Below are 14,097 nucleotides of genomic sequence, written 5' to 3'. Positions count from 1 at the left end.
CACTCCTGCGTCTCCTGAACATCAGCGTCCTGAAGATTATTCGTCAACCCACTCAAAATGTGGTGATTGCTGTCGGAAGACACGAGAACCTCTCTATCGTCAGCTCCGTGTCACGGGATCCCCGGTGTCGGAGCGGTGTGTCAGGCGGCGGGTGATCGGACAGGCCGATGCCGTCGTCCTTTCATCGTGTCACACGCGATGGCGTCACCGGCAGTGACCACACCGTTTCACGCGTCACACCGCCTGCGCCGGGCCGCCACGGGTGTGGAATGTGTCACAAGTCACCCGATTCGCCCCGCGGTTCGTGGTGTGGCTTGAACGCGGGGACAATCCAGTGTTGTCTTTATTACGCACCGTTGACATCCCCGTCACGGTGAGGGTGAGGTCCGGCAGCGTCGTTGAGCCGACGGTCCGGCCCCGCGCGAGACAGCAGTGAAGGAGAGTTACGGTGAGCGAGGCGAAAGCCCCCGAGGAGAGCATTGCGGCGCAACTGAATCTGAAGGACGGCGACTACGTCCAGGAATTCGGTTACGACGACGATGTCGACGCGGATCTGCGCGGGCGGATCGAGGACGCGATCGGCTCGGAGCTCTTCGACGAGGACGCGCAAGAGGTCGTGGACGCCGTCGTGCTGTGGTGGCGTGACGGGGACGGCGATCTGGTGGACGAGCTCGTGGACGTCCAGACCACCCTCGACGACGGCGGTGTCGTGTGGTTGCTGACGCCCAAGGCCGGCCGCCAGGACCACGTCTCTCCCGCTGACATCCAGGAAGCGGCCTCGACCGCCGGTCTGCACGTCACGAGCGCGGCACGGGTCTCCCCGGACTGGTCCGTCTCCCGCCTGACCCCTAAACGAAACTTCTGAACGCGCGCCGCGGCGCTCCCGCGCGGCAGGAAGGGCTCTCATGAGTGCCATCGGATCCACCGCGCCGGACTTCACCCTCCAGGACCGTCACGGCGAGTCCCGTTCCCTGGGCGACTACCGGGGTGCGCCGGTCGTGCTCGTGTTCTTCCCCTACGCGTTCTCGCCGATCTGCACGGACGAGCTGTGCCATCTGCAGGATCACGCGGACATGTTCGATGAGTTCGACGCCGTCGTGGTGTGCATTTCCACGGACAGCCACTTCGCATTGGACGCGTTCGCGCGGCAGGAGTCCTACGACTTCCAGATGCTCTCCGATCACTGGCCCCACGGGGACGTGGCCCGCCGCTACGGTGTCCTGGACGAGGACGCAGGGTGCGCCCAGCGCCACACCATCACCATTGACGCCCGCGGGATCATCCGTGACGTCAGCTCCGCCGACATCACCCAGGCCCGGGAATGGGATCGACTGCGGGGCGTCCTCGAGAACCTGCCCCGGTCCTGATGCCCCTGCGAGTACTGCGCGCCGGTTACGGCGCACCGGTGGACGAGAGCCTCTTCCCCGATCCCCATGCACTGAACGCCCGGGACGGTCTGCCGCGCGTTCTCGAGGTGCTACGGGGCAAGCAGATCGCGGTGCTCACGGGCGCGGGGGTGAGCACCCCGTCCGGGATCCCCGACTACCGCGGCCCGGGCGCCAAACCTCGTTCCCCCATGACGTATCAGGAGTTCATGGGCAGTGTGGCGAGTCGCCGGCACTACTGGGCCCGCAACCAGTACGGCTGGCACTTCGTGGCCCGGGCACAACCGTCCGCCGCCCACGAGGCGCTGGCCCGGCTCGAGGCCGCCGGTCTGGTGGACGGGATCATCACCCAGAACATCGACCGGCTGCACCAGAAAGCCGGCTCCGTGGCCGTGGTGGACCTGCACGGCACCTACGCGTGGGTGTTGTGCACCTCGTGCTCGTCCCGATTCCCCCGGGAACAGGTCTCGCGCTACCTGGACGAGTTGAACCCCGGGTTCTACGACGGCATGGCCTCGGCGGACGACATCGAATACGCCCCGGACGCGGACGCCACCGTGGAGCACACCGGCGGTTTCCGTGTGTGGGACTGCCCCGTGTGCCAGGGGGTGCTGAAACCGGATGTCGTGTTCTTCGGGGAGAACGCGCCGTCGCACCGCGTGGCCCTGGCGCGGCGCATGGTCGCGCGGTCCGAGGCGCTACTCGTGGCGGGATCGTCGCTGACCGTGAACTCCGGACGCCGGTTCGTGCGGCAAGCAGACCGAGAGGGGATCCCCGTGGTGATCGTCAACCACGGCGTCACCGGAGGGGACTCGATGGCCACCGTGAAGGTGGACGCTCCCGTGGGGGAATTCCTCGCCGACCTGGGCGAACACCTGACGGCTTGATCCGAATGCGTTGAGTACTTAGACTCTCAATACGAGACCCCGAGGGTCCGCGGAGGGGAAGCCGCGGTCACCTTCGGGGTCTCACCCATGTCCGGGGCGGGTCGGTACCGTCCCGAGCGCGGAGGATCTCCACGGCCCGGGACGGGCGTCCGTCACTTCACGGGGTCGATGACCGGCTTGGCGGCCTGGGCGTCCCGGCACTGCTGGGCCCACAGCGCAGCACCCACGATGCCGGCGTTGTTGCGCAGCGCGGCGATCTCTACCGGTGTCCGCAGTTCGAGGTAGGGCAGGAACTTCTCCGAGTTCTTGGACACACCGCCCCCGATCACGAACAGGGACGGGGAGAACAGGAACTCCACGTGGGAGAAGTACCGCTGCAGCCGCTTCTTGGCCCACTTCTTCCAGGGCAGCTGCTCGCGTTCCCGGGCGGCGGCCGAGGCCTTGGTCTCGGCATCGAAGCCGTCGATCTCCAGGTGACCGAGCTCGGCGTTGGGGACCAGTTGGCCGTTGAGGATCATCGCGGAACCGATCCCTGTGCCCAGGGTGATCACCATGACCAGGCCTTCCTTGCCCTTGCCTGCGCCGTAGTGCGCTTCGGCGAGCCCGGCGCCGTCGGCGTCGTTGAGGGCCTCGACCTCACGGCCCAGCGTCTCGGTCATGAGGGCATCCACGTTCGTGTTGATCCACGACTTGTCCACGTTCGCCGCGGACAGCGCCACCCCGTTCTTGATGATGGCGGGGAAAACAATGCCCACGTGGCTGTCCGGGGCCGGGGCCTCGGGGCGGGACTGCAATTCGTCCACGATCTGCTTGACGACGCCGGCCACGGCTTCCGGCGTGGCAGGCTGCGGCGTGGGGATGCGGAACCGTTCACCCACGAGTTGGCCGGTGGCGAGATCCACGATCCCACCCTTGGTGCCGGTACCACCAATGTCGATTCCGATGCCACACTGCGATACGACACCCTGCGGAGTACCTGAGCTCATGAACGGTCCCTTCGGTTCACGGTGGAAACTATGCGGAGGTGGACGCGATGCAGCCCGCCCCGTCGCTCGATCTTACGGGAGGGTGAGGATCTCCACGCCGTCATCGGTCACGACCATGGTGTGTTCGAACTGTGCAGTGCGCATCTTGTCGTGGGTCGTGATGGTCCAGTCGTCGGACCACTGGTCCCACGTGATGGAACCGAGGGTCAGCATGGGTTCGATCGTGAAGATCATTCCCGGGACCATCTCGGTGGCGTAGGACGGGGCGGCGTCGTAGTGCGGGACGATCAGACCCGTGTGGAACTCGCGCCCCACGCCGTGCCCGGTGAAGTCGCGCACGACCCCGTAGTCGAAACGCTTGGCGTACTTCTCGATGACGCGCCCGATCACGTTGATCTCACGCCCGGGACGCACGGCCTTGATCCCGCGGTTCATCGCCTCGTGCGTGCGTTCCACGAGCAGGCGGGAGTCCTCGTCCACGTCACCCACCAGGAACATGGCATTGGTGTCCCCGTGCATGCCGTTCTTGTACGCGGTGACGTCCAGGTTGATGATGTCCCCGTCCTCGAGCACGGTGGAATCGGGGATGCCGTGACAGATCACCTCGTTGAGTGACGTGCAGATGGACTTGGGGAACCCGCGATACTCGAGGCACGAGGGGTATGCCCCGTGATCACACATGTACTCGTGCGCGATCCGGTCCAGTTCATCCGTGGTCACGCCGGGCTTGGCCTCTGCGCCCGCGGCCTGCAGCGCACGGGCGGCGATCCGGCCGGCCTCGCGCACCAGCTCGATCTCTTCGGGGGTGTACACGTTGGAGGCGTGACCCTCGTTCGCGTCCCGGCGTCCCACGTACTCCGGCCGCTCGATCCCGCCCGGGACGTGGCGCCGCGGGGTGAGGTTCCCGGGGCGTAGCGCGCCGCGCGGTGCGGTGGATCCGGGTGCTGGTGCGAGATTGTGCGTAGTCACGATGGGTCATTGCCTCCTGCGGCGATCGCGGGCGTGTTCGTGCTGTGAGGCGTCAAGGCGCCCCGAACACCTGGTTCAGCAACTAGCCTAATCCTTGAGTCCCGGGCCCGTTCGGCCGGGAAGGTTCGCGACCCCGCCGCGGGGCGGGTGTACGGCGCACGGCGCCGCACAGGGAGGAAGATCATGGCCGAGTACTGGTACAACCTCTACACCAAGCAGGTCGAGGAAGGCCCCAAGGACGACTACCGCAAGCTCATGGGCCCCTACGCGACCCGCGAGGAGGCCTCGCGCGCCCTCGAGCGCGCCGCGGAGAACACCAAGCGCTGGGACGAGGAGGACGCCGCGTTCAAGGGTGACTGACCCTGTAGGGCCGGGCGGCGACGTCGCCCGGTCCCATTCTGGTTCGGGGCGACCCGGGCGTCACCCCCGGTAGGAGTGCTCCTCGGCCGGGAACGCACCGGAGCGGACGTCGGCCACGTAGCCGCGCACGGCGTCGTCGGCGACCTGAGCGAGCTGCGCGTACTGCTTGACGAAGCGCGGCATCTTCCCGGTGCGCAACCCCAGCATGTCCTGCCACACGAGCACCTGGCCGGTGGTCACATTCCCGGCGCCGATCCCCACCGTGGGGATCCGCAGCTCGTCCTCCACTCGTGCCGCGGCGTCCGCGGACACCATTTCCAGGACGACGGCGAAGCACCCGGCGTCCTGCACGGCACGGGCGTCGCGCAGTAGCTGCTCCCCGGCCTCGCCGCGGCCCTGGATCCGGAACCCGCCCAGCGCGTGCTCGGACTGCGGGGTGAATCCGACGTGACCCATGACAGGGATCCCAGCGCGCACCACGGCGGCCACGTGCTCCGCGAGCGCTTCCCCCGCCTCGATCTTCACGGCGTGCGCGCCGGACTCCTTCATGATCCGCACCGCGCTGCGCACGGCCTGATCCGGGGACTCCTCGTACGAGCCGAAGGGCAGGTCCACGACCACGAGGCTGCGCTGTACGCCGCGCACGACCGCGGCGGAGAACGTGATCATGTGCTCGAGCGTGACCGGCAGGGTGGACTCGTGTCCGAGCACCGTGTTGCCGAGTGAATCACCCACGAGCAGGACGTCCACGCCGGCTCGGTCGAAGATCCCCGCGGTGAGCGTGTCGTAGCTCGTGAGCATGGAGAACTTCTCCCCGGCGTCCTTGGCACGCTGCAGGTGCAGGGTCCGCACGCGGGCGATCTGGGCGAGGGATTTCTCGGCGGGGGAACCGGACGAAGGCTGCGTTTCGCTCATGGTGTCAGGGTACCGGCCGGTCGGGCCCAGGGGTTCCGGGCGGGGAGCGGCACTGACTCGGCGACCCGATCTCCGTGCGGACCGGGGCGGGAACACGCAAGCGGACAGATGGGGGAGACGGGCGCGAGGAACGCTGCTACGACCGATACAGTTGTGACGTGGCTCGTCCCGGGCATGGCCCCGGCGCGTGAGCCCGCAGCCGCTGTGTCACACGCCCCAGGAATCCGAGGTGGACCCATGGACCGTCAGCAAGAATTCGTTCTGCGCACCATCGAGGACCGGGACGTCCGGTTCGTCCGGTTGTGGTTCACGGACGTCGTGGGGACCCTCAAGTCCATTGCGCTGGCACCCGCTGAGGTGGAGGCCGCGTTCGAGGAGGGCCTCGGGTTCGACGGCTCCTCGATCGAGGGGCTGTCGCGGATCTTCGAGTCCGACATGCTCCTGCAACCGGATCCCTCCACGTTTCAGTTGCTGCCGTGGCGCGGGGAGGACGAACCGACCTCCCGGATGTTCTGCGACCTGAAGACCCCGGACGGTGAGCCCTCCGCGGCGGATCCCCGCGGGGTTCTGCGCCGCGTGCTCGCCAAGGCCTCGGACATGGGCTTCACGTGCTACACCGCTCCCGAGATCGAGTTCTACCTGTTGCGCTCGCCCGAGCTGGACCCGCGCACCGGCGAACCCGTACCGGTGGACTACGAGGGGTACTTCGATCACGTCCCGGGGGGAGTGGTCCAAGACTTCCGCCGCACCGCGGTGAACATGCTCGAATCGGTGGGCATCTCCGTGGAGTTCTCGCACCACGAGGCCGGACCGGGTCAGAACGAGATCGACCTGCGCTACGCGGACGCGCTGCAGACCGCGGACAACATCATGACGTTCCGCACCGTGGTGCGCGAGGTGGCCCTGTCCCAGGGGATCTACGCGACCTTCATGCCCAAGCCGTTCTCCCGCCACCCCGGCTCGGGGATGCACACGCACTTCTCCCTGTTCGAAGGGGACACCAACGCGTTTTACGAGGCCGGGGCCGAGTTCCGGCTCTCCGAGACCGGGCGGCACTTCATCGCCGGGCTGCTGCGCCACGCCCCCGAGTTCACGTCCGTGACCAATCAGTTCGTGAACTCCTACAAGCGACTGTGGGCCGGTGACGAAGCGCCGTCGTACATGTCATGGGGCCACAACAACCGCTCGGCGCTGGTGCGTGTGCCGCTCTACAAGCCGGACAAGGTGCAGTCCTCCCGGATCGAGTACCGGGGGATCGACTCCGCAACGAACCCGTACTTGTCCTACGCCGCGCTGCTGGGGGCGGGGCTCAAGGGGATCGAGAACGAGTACGAGCTGCCGCCCGTGGAGATGGACGACGTGTTCGCCATGAGCAGCGCCGAGCGCCGCGCCGTGGGCCACCAACCCCTGCCGGGCAGCCTCCACGACGCGATCCGGCTGACCGAGGAATCGGAGTTCATGGCGGAGCTGCTGGGCGAGCAGGTCTTCGAGTACTTCCTGCGCAACAAGCGCCGCGACTGGGACCAGTACCGCCAGGAGGTCTCGCCCTACGAACTGCGGACCAACCTGGGCATCCTGTAGGGGCAGACCATGACTGACACCCCGGGCACCGCCAAGGAGCGCGCGGAGAAGATCTCGGCCAAGCAACTGATCTCGATCGGTTTCGCGGACGTCACGAATGCCCGGCGCTGGCTGGGGTTCCGGGAACTGGACGGCGTGGACCTGTCCGCGCTGCTCGCGGGACTGGCCCACGCGGCGTCGCCGGACGTGGCGCTGCAGCTCATCGTGCGGCTCATCGAGAACCACCCGGAGGTCGCGCGGCGAATCAACGGGGACCCCCGAGAGTCCGAGACCATGTTCCGCTTGCTGGGTGCGTCCGAGGCGCTGGGGGAGTTCCTGCTGCGCGCCCCCGAGAACCTGGACCTGCTGGACATCCCGCCCGTGGACGAGCCGAGGGCGGACCGCGCGGAGGTCTTCCGTGCGGCGCTGCTCGAATCGGTGGGCGCCGATCCGCAGGCGGACACCCCGGTGGCATCGCTCACGGGACAGGACGCGCACAAGGCGTTGCGCGTGGCCTATCGCCGCGGGCTCGCGCGCGTGGCCGTCCGGGATGTCGGGGCCGTGGACCCGGTGGCCTACATGCCCGCCGTCGGCCGGCAACTCGCGGACCTCGCCGGGGCCGCCCTCGAGGCCGGCCTGGCGGTGGCGCGCGCTCACGCCGCCGAGCGCTGGGACCCCGCCCTCGTGGAGCAGGTACGGCTCGCGGTGATCGGCATGGGCAAGTGCGGCGCCCGAGAGCTGAACTACATCTCGGACGTGGACGTGGTCTACGTCGGGGAGACCCGGGCCTCCGACGCCGGGGACACCCCGGACGAGAGCACGAGCACGGAGATCGCCACCGAGATGGCCCACACCCTCGCGCAGGCCATGATGGCCGCCGGTCCCGAGCCGGCGTTGTGGGAAGTGGACGCGAACCTACGGCCCGAGGGCAAGGACGGGCCGCTCGTGCGGACACTGGACTCCCACGTGCGCTATTACAAGCGCTGGGCCAGGTCCTGGGAGTTCCAGGCGCTGCTCAAGGCCCGGTGCGTCGCGGGCGATCAGGACCTCGGGAGGCGCTACGAGGCGGCCATCGCGCCGTTCATCTGGTCATCCGCCGAGCGCGAGGGCTTCGTGGAATCCGTCCAAGCCATGCGCCGCAGGGTCACGGAGAACATCCCTGAGGCGGACCGGGACCGGCAGATCAAGCTCGGACCCGGGGGACTGCGGGATGTCGAGTTCACGGTGCAGTTGCTACAACTCGTACACGGACGCTCGGATGAGACCGTCCGCACGCGTGCCACCACCGAATCCCTCGCGGCGCTGAGCGCGGGTGGCTACATCGGCCGCGCGGACGCCGAGGAGTTCGGACTCAACTACCGATGGCTGCGGTTGCTCGAGCACCGGATCCAGTTGTTCCGCATGCGGCGGACGCACCTGATGCCGCGCGACGAACGGGAACTGGCCGTCGTCGCCCGGTCCGTGGACGGCGCCGCCGAGCGCACGCACCCCACGGCCCAGAAACTCGTGAGCGACTGGAACGCGGCCAAGCGCTCCGTGCGCAGCATGCACGAGCGGATCTTCTACCGTCCCATGCTCGCGGCGCTCGCCAACGCGCCCGCGGACACCACCCTCACGACCGACGCCGCTCGGGACCGCCTCGCGGCACTCGGGTACCAGGACACCAAGGCCGCGATGCGACACATCGAGGCCCTCTCGCGCGGCGTGAGCCGGCGAGCCGAGATCCTGCGCACGCTGCTGCCGGTGCTGCTCGACTGGCTCGCTGAGGGCGTGGACCCGGACGCCGGTCTGCTCAACCTGCGCAGGGTGTGCGAGGCTCTGGGCAACACACCCTGGTTCCTGCGATTACTGCGGGATTCCAACGCCGCGGCCGAGCGGTTGTGTCACATCCTCTCGAGTTCTCGGTACGTCTCGGACCTGCTCGAAACCTCTCCCGAGGCGACGGCGTGGTTGGGCGACGACTCCCAGCTGGCCACCCGGTCCCTGGACGAGCTCGTGTCACAGATGCGCGCGCAGGTCGCTCGGCACCACGACCCGGGCGAGGCCATCCGGGCCGTGCGCCAGATCCGGCGCCGCGAACAGTTGCGCATCGCGCTCGCGGACACGAGCGGCGTCGCCAGCGTGGAGACCACCGTGACGGGTCTTTCGGACGTGGACCAGGCCACCGTGATGGCCGCGCTGTACCTTGCCCGCACCGAGTACGCGGCCGAGCACGACGGCGCTGTCCCCGCCGAGGTGCTCGTGATCGCCATGGGGCGCCAGGGCGGGCGCGAGATCGGTTTCGGCTCGGACGCGGACGTGATGTACGCGTACGCACCCGCCCCGGACGCGGACCCCGGGGAAGCGCGCAGTGCCGCGGAAACCGTGCTCAACCGCATGGTCAAGCTCCTGAAGCAACCGTGCACGCCGCCCGTGATCGCCGAACGGGTCCTGGAGATCGACAACGACCTGCGTCCGGAAGGGCGCTCGGGCACCATGGTGCGGTCGGTGGCCTCGTACGCCGAGTACTACGAGCGCTGGGGTCAGACCTGGGAGTTCCAGGCCCTGACCCGCGCCCGGTACATGGCCGGTTCCGAGGACGTGGCCCAGGCGTTCTTCCGTGTGGTGGACCGCTTCCGGTACCCGGCCGAATTCACGGACCGTCAGCTCGTGGACATCCGGCGCATGAAGGCGCGCGTGGAGAGCGAGCGGATGCCCCGCGGGGCAGATCCCACCCGGCAGGTGAAGCTGGGCAGGGGCGGGCTCTCGGACGTGGAATGGCTCGTGCAGTTGCTGCAGCTGCAGCACGCGCACGAGGTCCCCGAACTGCGCACCACCTCCACGCTGCCCGCGCTGAACGCCGCGGTGGCCGCCGACCTCGTGGGCCCGGAGGACGCCGCCGTACTGGAGCACGCGTGGAAACTTGCCACGGACATCCGCAACGGCAACGTCCTGCGCTCCGGGCGGGCCTCCGATTCCGTGCCGTCACGCCGGGTGGACCTCGAGGCCGTGGCCCGGTGGATCGGCTACGAACCCGGTTCCGCCGCGCAGCTCGAGGAGGACTACCTGCGGATCACCCGGCAGTCCCGCTCGGTGTTCGAGCGGTTGTTCTACGGCCGCTAGTTCTGCGCCCGACCGTTCGTGCCGTCCTCGTAGGCCGCGTCCCGCGAGCCCACCTGACGCGCGACCGACAGGTGCCCGCCCAGGTAACCGCCCAGGCCGGCGGCGGACATGCCGCCCAGGGCGAGGACGCGCCCCAGCCCGTGGCGTCCGGTGCAGCGGGCCACCCACGAGGCGAATTGCAGACCCGTGGCCAGGCCGTTGGACCCGGCGTGAATCACGGCCACACGTTTGTCCCGGTTCTGCAGCCCGTGGTACTCGGCCCATCCGGTCAGGGCAGATGGCACCGCCGAGAGGACACCCACGCCCGTGAGCACCCGCGCGGCGCGGGCGGAGTCACGGCCACCCATGAGGTCGAGCACGAGCGCGCTCATCCACGTGCCCATGGGCACCTCGATGAGCAGCGGGTGCAGCGCGTGGCCCACCTGCTTGCCCTGCAGGAGGTCGCGAACGGTCGGATTCCCGGCCACCGCGGTGGCCACGGAATCGGCCGAGCTCACCAAGGGGTCCAGGGCGCTGCTGCCCTCGACCGTTTTCATCAGGGGAGTCAGGGGGCTCTCGGCATTCGAGGCGGGGGATTGGGTGGACTCATTCATGGTCGGTCCTCTCAGATGTGGGATGTCCCGCCATCCTCGCACCCCGCGGCGGGGAATGCACCCGCCCCTCGGGGTGTCCCGCTCCTGCGTGGAGTGGGCCAGTCAGCCCGGCGCTGCCTGTTGTGGTAGACCCGCCCGCTTCAACTGAGCAAAAGTAACCCGGGGCGCCCCTGGGCTGCTTTTGCTCCACGGGATTTTCGGTGGAACGGGCCTGGTGAGTGGTGCCCCAGGAGGGAGTCGAACCCCCGACCAAGAGATTAGAAGGCTCCTGCTCTATCCACTGAGCTACTGAGGCGGGTCGCCGAAGCGACGACTCAGTTTAGCAACGCCTCCGAGCCGCTCGCGCACGTGAGTTGCTCCGCCACCCCGTGCGGTCCGGGCTGCACAGATGGCCGACGTCGCCCGGCCGGGCATCGGGCTTTCCACACCTCCTTGAACGGACCGCCGACGCCGCGTCCCGCGCGTCAGGCTGGGCTCACCCCGATGCGGGGTTCACCCCTTACCCGCCGGCCTTCGGGCCGCGGGTGACCGAATGAAGGAGCATCCCATGAGCGAACACGTGACACTGCGCGGATTCGTGGGCAAGGACCCGCAGTCGCACCTCTTCGACGACGGCACGATGGCCGCGCGCTTCCGCCTGGCCACCACGTCCCGCCGTTTCGACGCCGCCACCCAGACGTGGCACGACTCCGGCACCAACTGGTACTCGATCCGGTGCTTCCGCGCCCTGGCCATGCACGTCATGGCGAGCGTGCACTGCGGTCAACCCGTGGTGGTCACCGGCAAGCTCAGCATCAACGAGTGGCAGTCGGATTCCGGCCCGCGCACGATCGTGCAGGTGGATGCGGCGGCCGTGGGTCATGACCTGAGCTTCGGCACGGCCAACTTTGCCCGCTCAGGCGGGCGGAATCCGGGGGCCGGTACGGCAAGTGCCGCGCCGGGTGACGGACAGGGGTCTGACGACACCGGCATGGACGGCGCCGGGGAGGACTCGAACGAGAACGCCGGGACCGCCGGGCACGATCGGTACCGCTCCGCTCGGTCGATGGGACTGTCCGACGAGGGGTTCGTGGATCTCACTTCCGGGGCGGTGATCGCGGTGGGGGAGCAGGACCACACGTTCGACGGCCTGACCCCGGCCGCTCCCGACGCCAGTGCCGCGGTCGGGGACACCCTGAGTGTCACGGAGGGGATGGACGAGGACGCCGAAGACGAGTCCCGTGACAGCGCCGACCGGACGCGTGAAACCTCCGACCTGGAGGGGGCGACCACGGGTGGCTGACTAGTAGGGGGCAGGCGGTGTCGTCGTCGTACCAGGGAGCGATTCCGGAACCGGGACCGCACGGCCGGGGGACCGCGGCGCGGCGACGCCGGGAGGTGAGGGAACGACGTCGCTCCGTGGCTCGCGCGGGTGCGGCGGCGCGGTAGCCTGGAGGGTATGGCGGAATTTATCTACACCATGAACAAAGCCCGCAAGAAAGTGGGCGACAAGGTCATCCTCGATGACGTCACCATGTCGTTCTTCCCCGGCGCCAAGATCGGCGTGGTGGGGCCGAACGGCGCGGGTAAGTCGACGATTTTGAAGATCATGGCGGGGCTGGACCAGCCCTCCAACGGCGAGGCGCGCCTGAGCCCCGGCTACTCGGTGGGCATCCTTTTGCAGGAACCCCCGTTGAACGAGGACAAGACCGTCCTGGGCAACGTGGAGGAGGGCGTCGGCGAGATCAAGGCCAAGCTCGACCGCTTCAACGAGATCTCCGCCGAGATGGCCGAGCCGGACGCCGACTTCGATGCCCTGATGGAAGAGATGGGCAAGCTGCAGGAAGAGATCGACGCCGCCAACGCGTGGGATCTCGACTCCCAGCTCGAGCAGGCCATGGACGCGCTGCGGTGCCCGCCGCCGGACGCGGATGTGAAGGTGCTCTCCGGTGGTGAGCGCCGTCGTGTGGCGCTGTGCAAGCTGCTGCTCGAGAAGCCGGACCTGCTGCTGCTGGACGAACCCACCAACCACCTGGATGCCGAGTCCGTGCTGTGGCTCGAGCAGCACCTGGCCTCCTACCCCGGTGCGGTGCTGGCCGTGACCCACGACCGATACTTCCTGGACCACGTGGCCGAATGGATTTGCGAGGTGGACCGCGGCCGCCTCTACCCCTACGAGGGCAACTACTCCACGTACCTGGACACCAAGGCCAAGCGCATGGAGATCCAGGGCAAGAAGGACGCCAAGCAGGCCAAGCGCCTCAAGGACGAACTCGAATGGGTCCGTTCCAACGCCAAGGGCCGCCAGACCAAGTCGAAGTCCCGTCTGGCGCGTTACGAGGAGATGGCGGCCGAGGCCGAAAAGACCCGGAAGCTGGACTTCGAGGAGATCCAGATCCCGCCGGGGCCCCGCCTGGGCAACCAGGTCATCGAGGCCAGCAACCTCAAGAAGGGCTTCGGGGACCGCTCCCTGATCGACGGGCTCTCGTTCTCGCTGCCGCGCAACGGCATCGTGGGCGTGATCGGGCCCAACGGTGTGGGTAAGTCCACGCTGTTCAAGACCATCGTGGGCCTCGAACCGCTCGACGGCGGCGAGCTGAAGATCGGCGATTCCGTGCAGATCTCCTACGTGGACCAGAACCGCGAGAACCTGGACTCGGAGAAGACCCTGTGGGAGGTCGTCTCGGACGGGCTGGACTACATCAACGTGGGCAAGGTCGAGATGCCCTCGCGCGCGTACGTGTCCGCGTTCGGCTTCAAGGGCCCGGATCAGCAGAAGAAGGCCGGCGTGCTCTCCGGTGGTGAGCGCAACCGCTTGAACCTCGCGCTGACCCTGAAGCAGGGCGGCAACCTGCTGCTGCTGGACGAGCCCACCAACGACCTCGACGTGGAGACCCTCGGTTCCCTGGAGAACGCACTTCTCGAGTTCCCGGGCTGCGCCGTGGTCGTCTCCCACGACCGGTGGTTCCTGGACCGCGTGGCCACCCACATCCTCGCGTGGGAGGGCACCGAGGAGAACCCCGACCGCTGGTACTGGTTCGAGGGCAACTTCGACGCGTACGAGGAGAACAAGGTGGAGCGCCTCGGCGCCGACGCCGCTCGGCCCAAGCGCCTCACGCACCGTCGTCTCACGCGCGACTGACATTCGCGCCACCGCGGGTCCTGTGCCCGCACCGGCCCGGCGCCCCCGGCCACCGCACACGCGGTGACCGGGGGCGGCGTCGGTTCGGGAGCGGGCCGGACCGCGGTGTCCGTGGACCGCTCTGCCCCGGGTGAAACCCATGAAGCCAGGCTCGTGCGACCGCCCGGTCAGCCCACAAGGATGCGGCGGCTCGCAACGTCAGCCCCCGAATCGACCACC

12 protein-coding genes and 1 tRNA gene are annotated in these 14,097 nt (G+C 68.4%); 8 read left to right on the top strand and 5 right to left on the bottom strand.

The genetic code is table 11. The annotated features are described in order from the left end of the window. Positions 1 to 448 precede the first annotated feature (448 nt). From RF646_RS05410 to RF646_RS05400, 3 genes are read left to right on the top strand one after another with little or no spacing between them, the layout of a single operon-like run. Complete coding sequence (locus RF646_RS05410) at positions 449 to 865, top strand: DUF3052 domain-containing protein (protein ID WP_144996474.1); 417 nt, start codon at positions 449 to 451, stop codon at positions 863 to 865. A 40-nt stretch (positions 866 to 905) separates the two neighbouring features. Further along, the gene (locus tag RF646_RS05405) at positions 906 to 1,367 is read left to right on the top strand and encodes a redoxin domain-containing protein (RefSeq protein WP_098054971.1); all 462 of its coding nucleotides are present in this window, start codon (positions 906 to 908) and stop codon (positions 1,365 to 1,367) included. Then, on the top strand, positions 1,367 to 2,272 hold the full coding sequence (locus tag RF646_RS05400; protein WP_368835403.1) for a Sir2 family NAD-dependent protein deacetylase: 906 nt from the start codon (positions 1,367 to 1,369) through the stop codon (positions 2,270 to 2,272). The genes RF646_RS05405 and RF646_RS05400 overlap by 1 nt, the downstream gene beginning before the upstream one ends. 152 nt (positions 2,273 to 2,424) lie before the next feature. Here RF646_RS05400 and ppgK read toward each other — a convergent pair whose 3' ends face one another. Together ppgK and map are read right to left on the bottom strand one after the other, a co-directional pair. Next, the gene (gene ppgK, locus RF646_RS05395) at positions 2,425 to 3,258 is read right to left on the bottom strand and encodes a polyphosphate--glucose phosphotransferase (protein ID WP_064847240.1); all 834 of its coding nucleotides are present in this window, start codon (positions 3,256 to 3,258) and stop codon (positions 2,425 to 2,427) included. A gap of 72 nt (positions 3,259 to 3,330) precedes the next feature. Continuing rightward, positions 3,331 to 4,227, bottom strand: coding sequence for a type I methionyl aminopeptidase (gene map, locus RF646_RS05390; RefSeq protein WP_085108672.1), 897 nt, complete (start codon positions 4,225 to 4,227; stop codon positions 3,331 to 3,333). A 183-nt stretch (positions 4,228 to 4,410) separates the two neighbouring features. Here map and RF646_RS05385 point away from each other — a divergent pair, with 183 nt between their 5' ends. Next, positions 4,411 to 4,587 carry an SPOR domain-containing protein gene (locus RF646_RS05385; protein WP_144930816.1) on the top strand — a complete coding sequence of 59 codons (177 nt, stop codon included), beginning with the start codon at positions 4,411 to 4,413 and terminating at the stop codon, positions 4,585 to 4,587. A 60-nt stretch (positions 4,588 to 4,647) separates the two neighbouring features. Here the strand turns inward: RF646_RS05385 and panB are convergent, their stop codons facing one another. Beyond that, complete coding sequence (gene panB / locus RF646_RS05380; RefSeq protein WP_085108670.1) at positions 4,648 to 5,502, bottom strand: 3-methyl-2-oxobutanoate hydroxymethyltransferase; 855 nt, start codon at positions 5,500 to 5,502, stop codon at positions 4,648 to 4,650. 237 nt (positions 5,503 to 5,739) lie between these two features. On the opposite strand from panB, the gene RF646_RS05375 reads away from it, so the two are divergent. Together RF646_RS05375 and RF646_RS05370 are read left to right on the top strand one after the other, a co-directional pair. Continuing rightward, entirely contained in the window at positions 5,740 to 7,083 is a 1,344-nt protein-coding gene (locus tag RF646_RS05375; protein WP_035962238.1) for a glutamine synthetase family protein, read from the top strand. Positions 7,084 to 7,092: 9 nt separating this feature from the next. Next, complete coding sequence (locus tag RF646_RS05370; protein ID WP_368835402.1) at positions 7,093 to 10,164, top strand: bifunctional [glutamine synthetase] adenylyltransferase/[glutamine synthetase]-adenylyl-L-tyrosine phosphorylase; 3,072 nt, start codon at positions 7,093 to 7,095, stop codon at positions 10,162 to 10,164. Here the strand turns inward: RF646_RS05370 and RF646_RS05365 are convergent. Both RF646_RS05365 and RF646_RS05360 read right to left on the bottom strand, forming a co-directional pair. Next, on the bottom strand, positions 10,161 to 10,757 hold the full coding sequence (locus tag RF646_RS05365) for a DUF2231 domain-containing protein (protein WP_144996480.1): 597 nt from the start codon (positions 10,755 to 10,757) through the stop codon (positions 10,161 to 10,163). The two genes, RF646_RS05370 and RF646_RS05365, sit on opposite strands and share 4 nt — an antisense overlap. A 219-nt stretch (positions 10,758 to 10,976) precedes the next feature. Next, positions 10,977 to 11,052: transfer RNA gene (locus tag RF646_RS05360), tRNA-Arg, on the bottom strand. Between the two features lie 252 nt (positions 11,053 to 11,304). On the opposite strand from RF646_RS05360, the gene RF646_RS05355 reads away from it, so the two are divergent. Next, positions 11,305 to 12,039, top strand: coding sequence for a single-stranded DNA-binding protein (locus RF646_RS05355; protein ID WP_064847261.1), 735 nt, complete (start codon positions 11,305 to 11,307; stop codon positions 12,037 to 12,039). A 156-nt stretch (positions 12,040 to 12,195) separates the two neighbouring features. After that, positions 12,196 to 13,878: an energy-dependent translational throttle protein EttA gene (ettA, locus tag RF646_RS05350; RefSeq protein WP_368835401.1), complete on the top strand. Its 1,683-nt coding sequence runs from the start codon at positions 12,196 to 12,198 to the stop codon at positions 13,876 to 13,878. Positions 13,879 to 14,097 lie beyond the last annotated feature (219 nt).

This window comes from Kocuria sp. CPCC 205261 (genome assembly GCF_040981025.1).
Lineage (GTDB): Bacteria > Actinomycetota > Actinomycetes > Actinomycetales > Micrococcaceae > Kocuria > Kocuria marina.
This window is presented reverse-complemented; position numbering and strand designations above follow the sequence as displayed.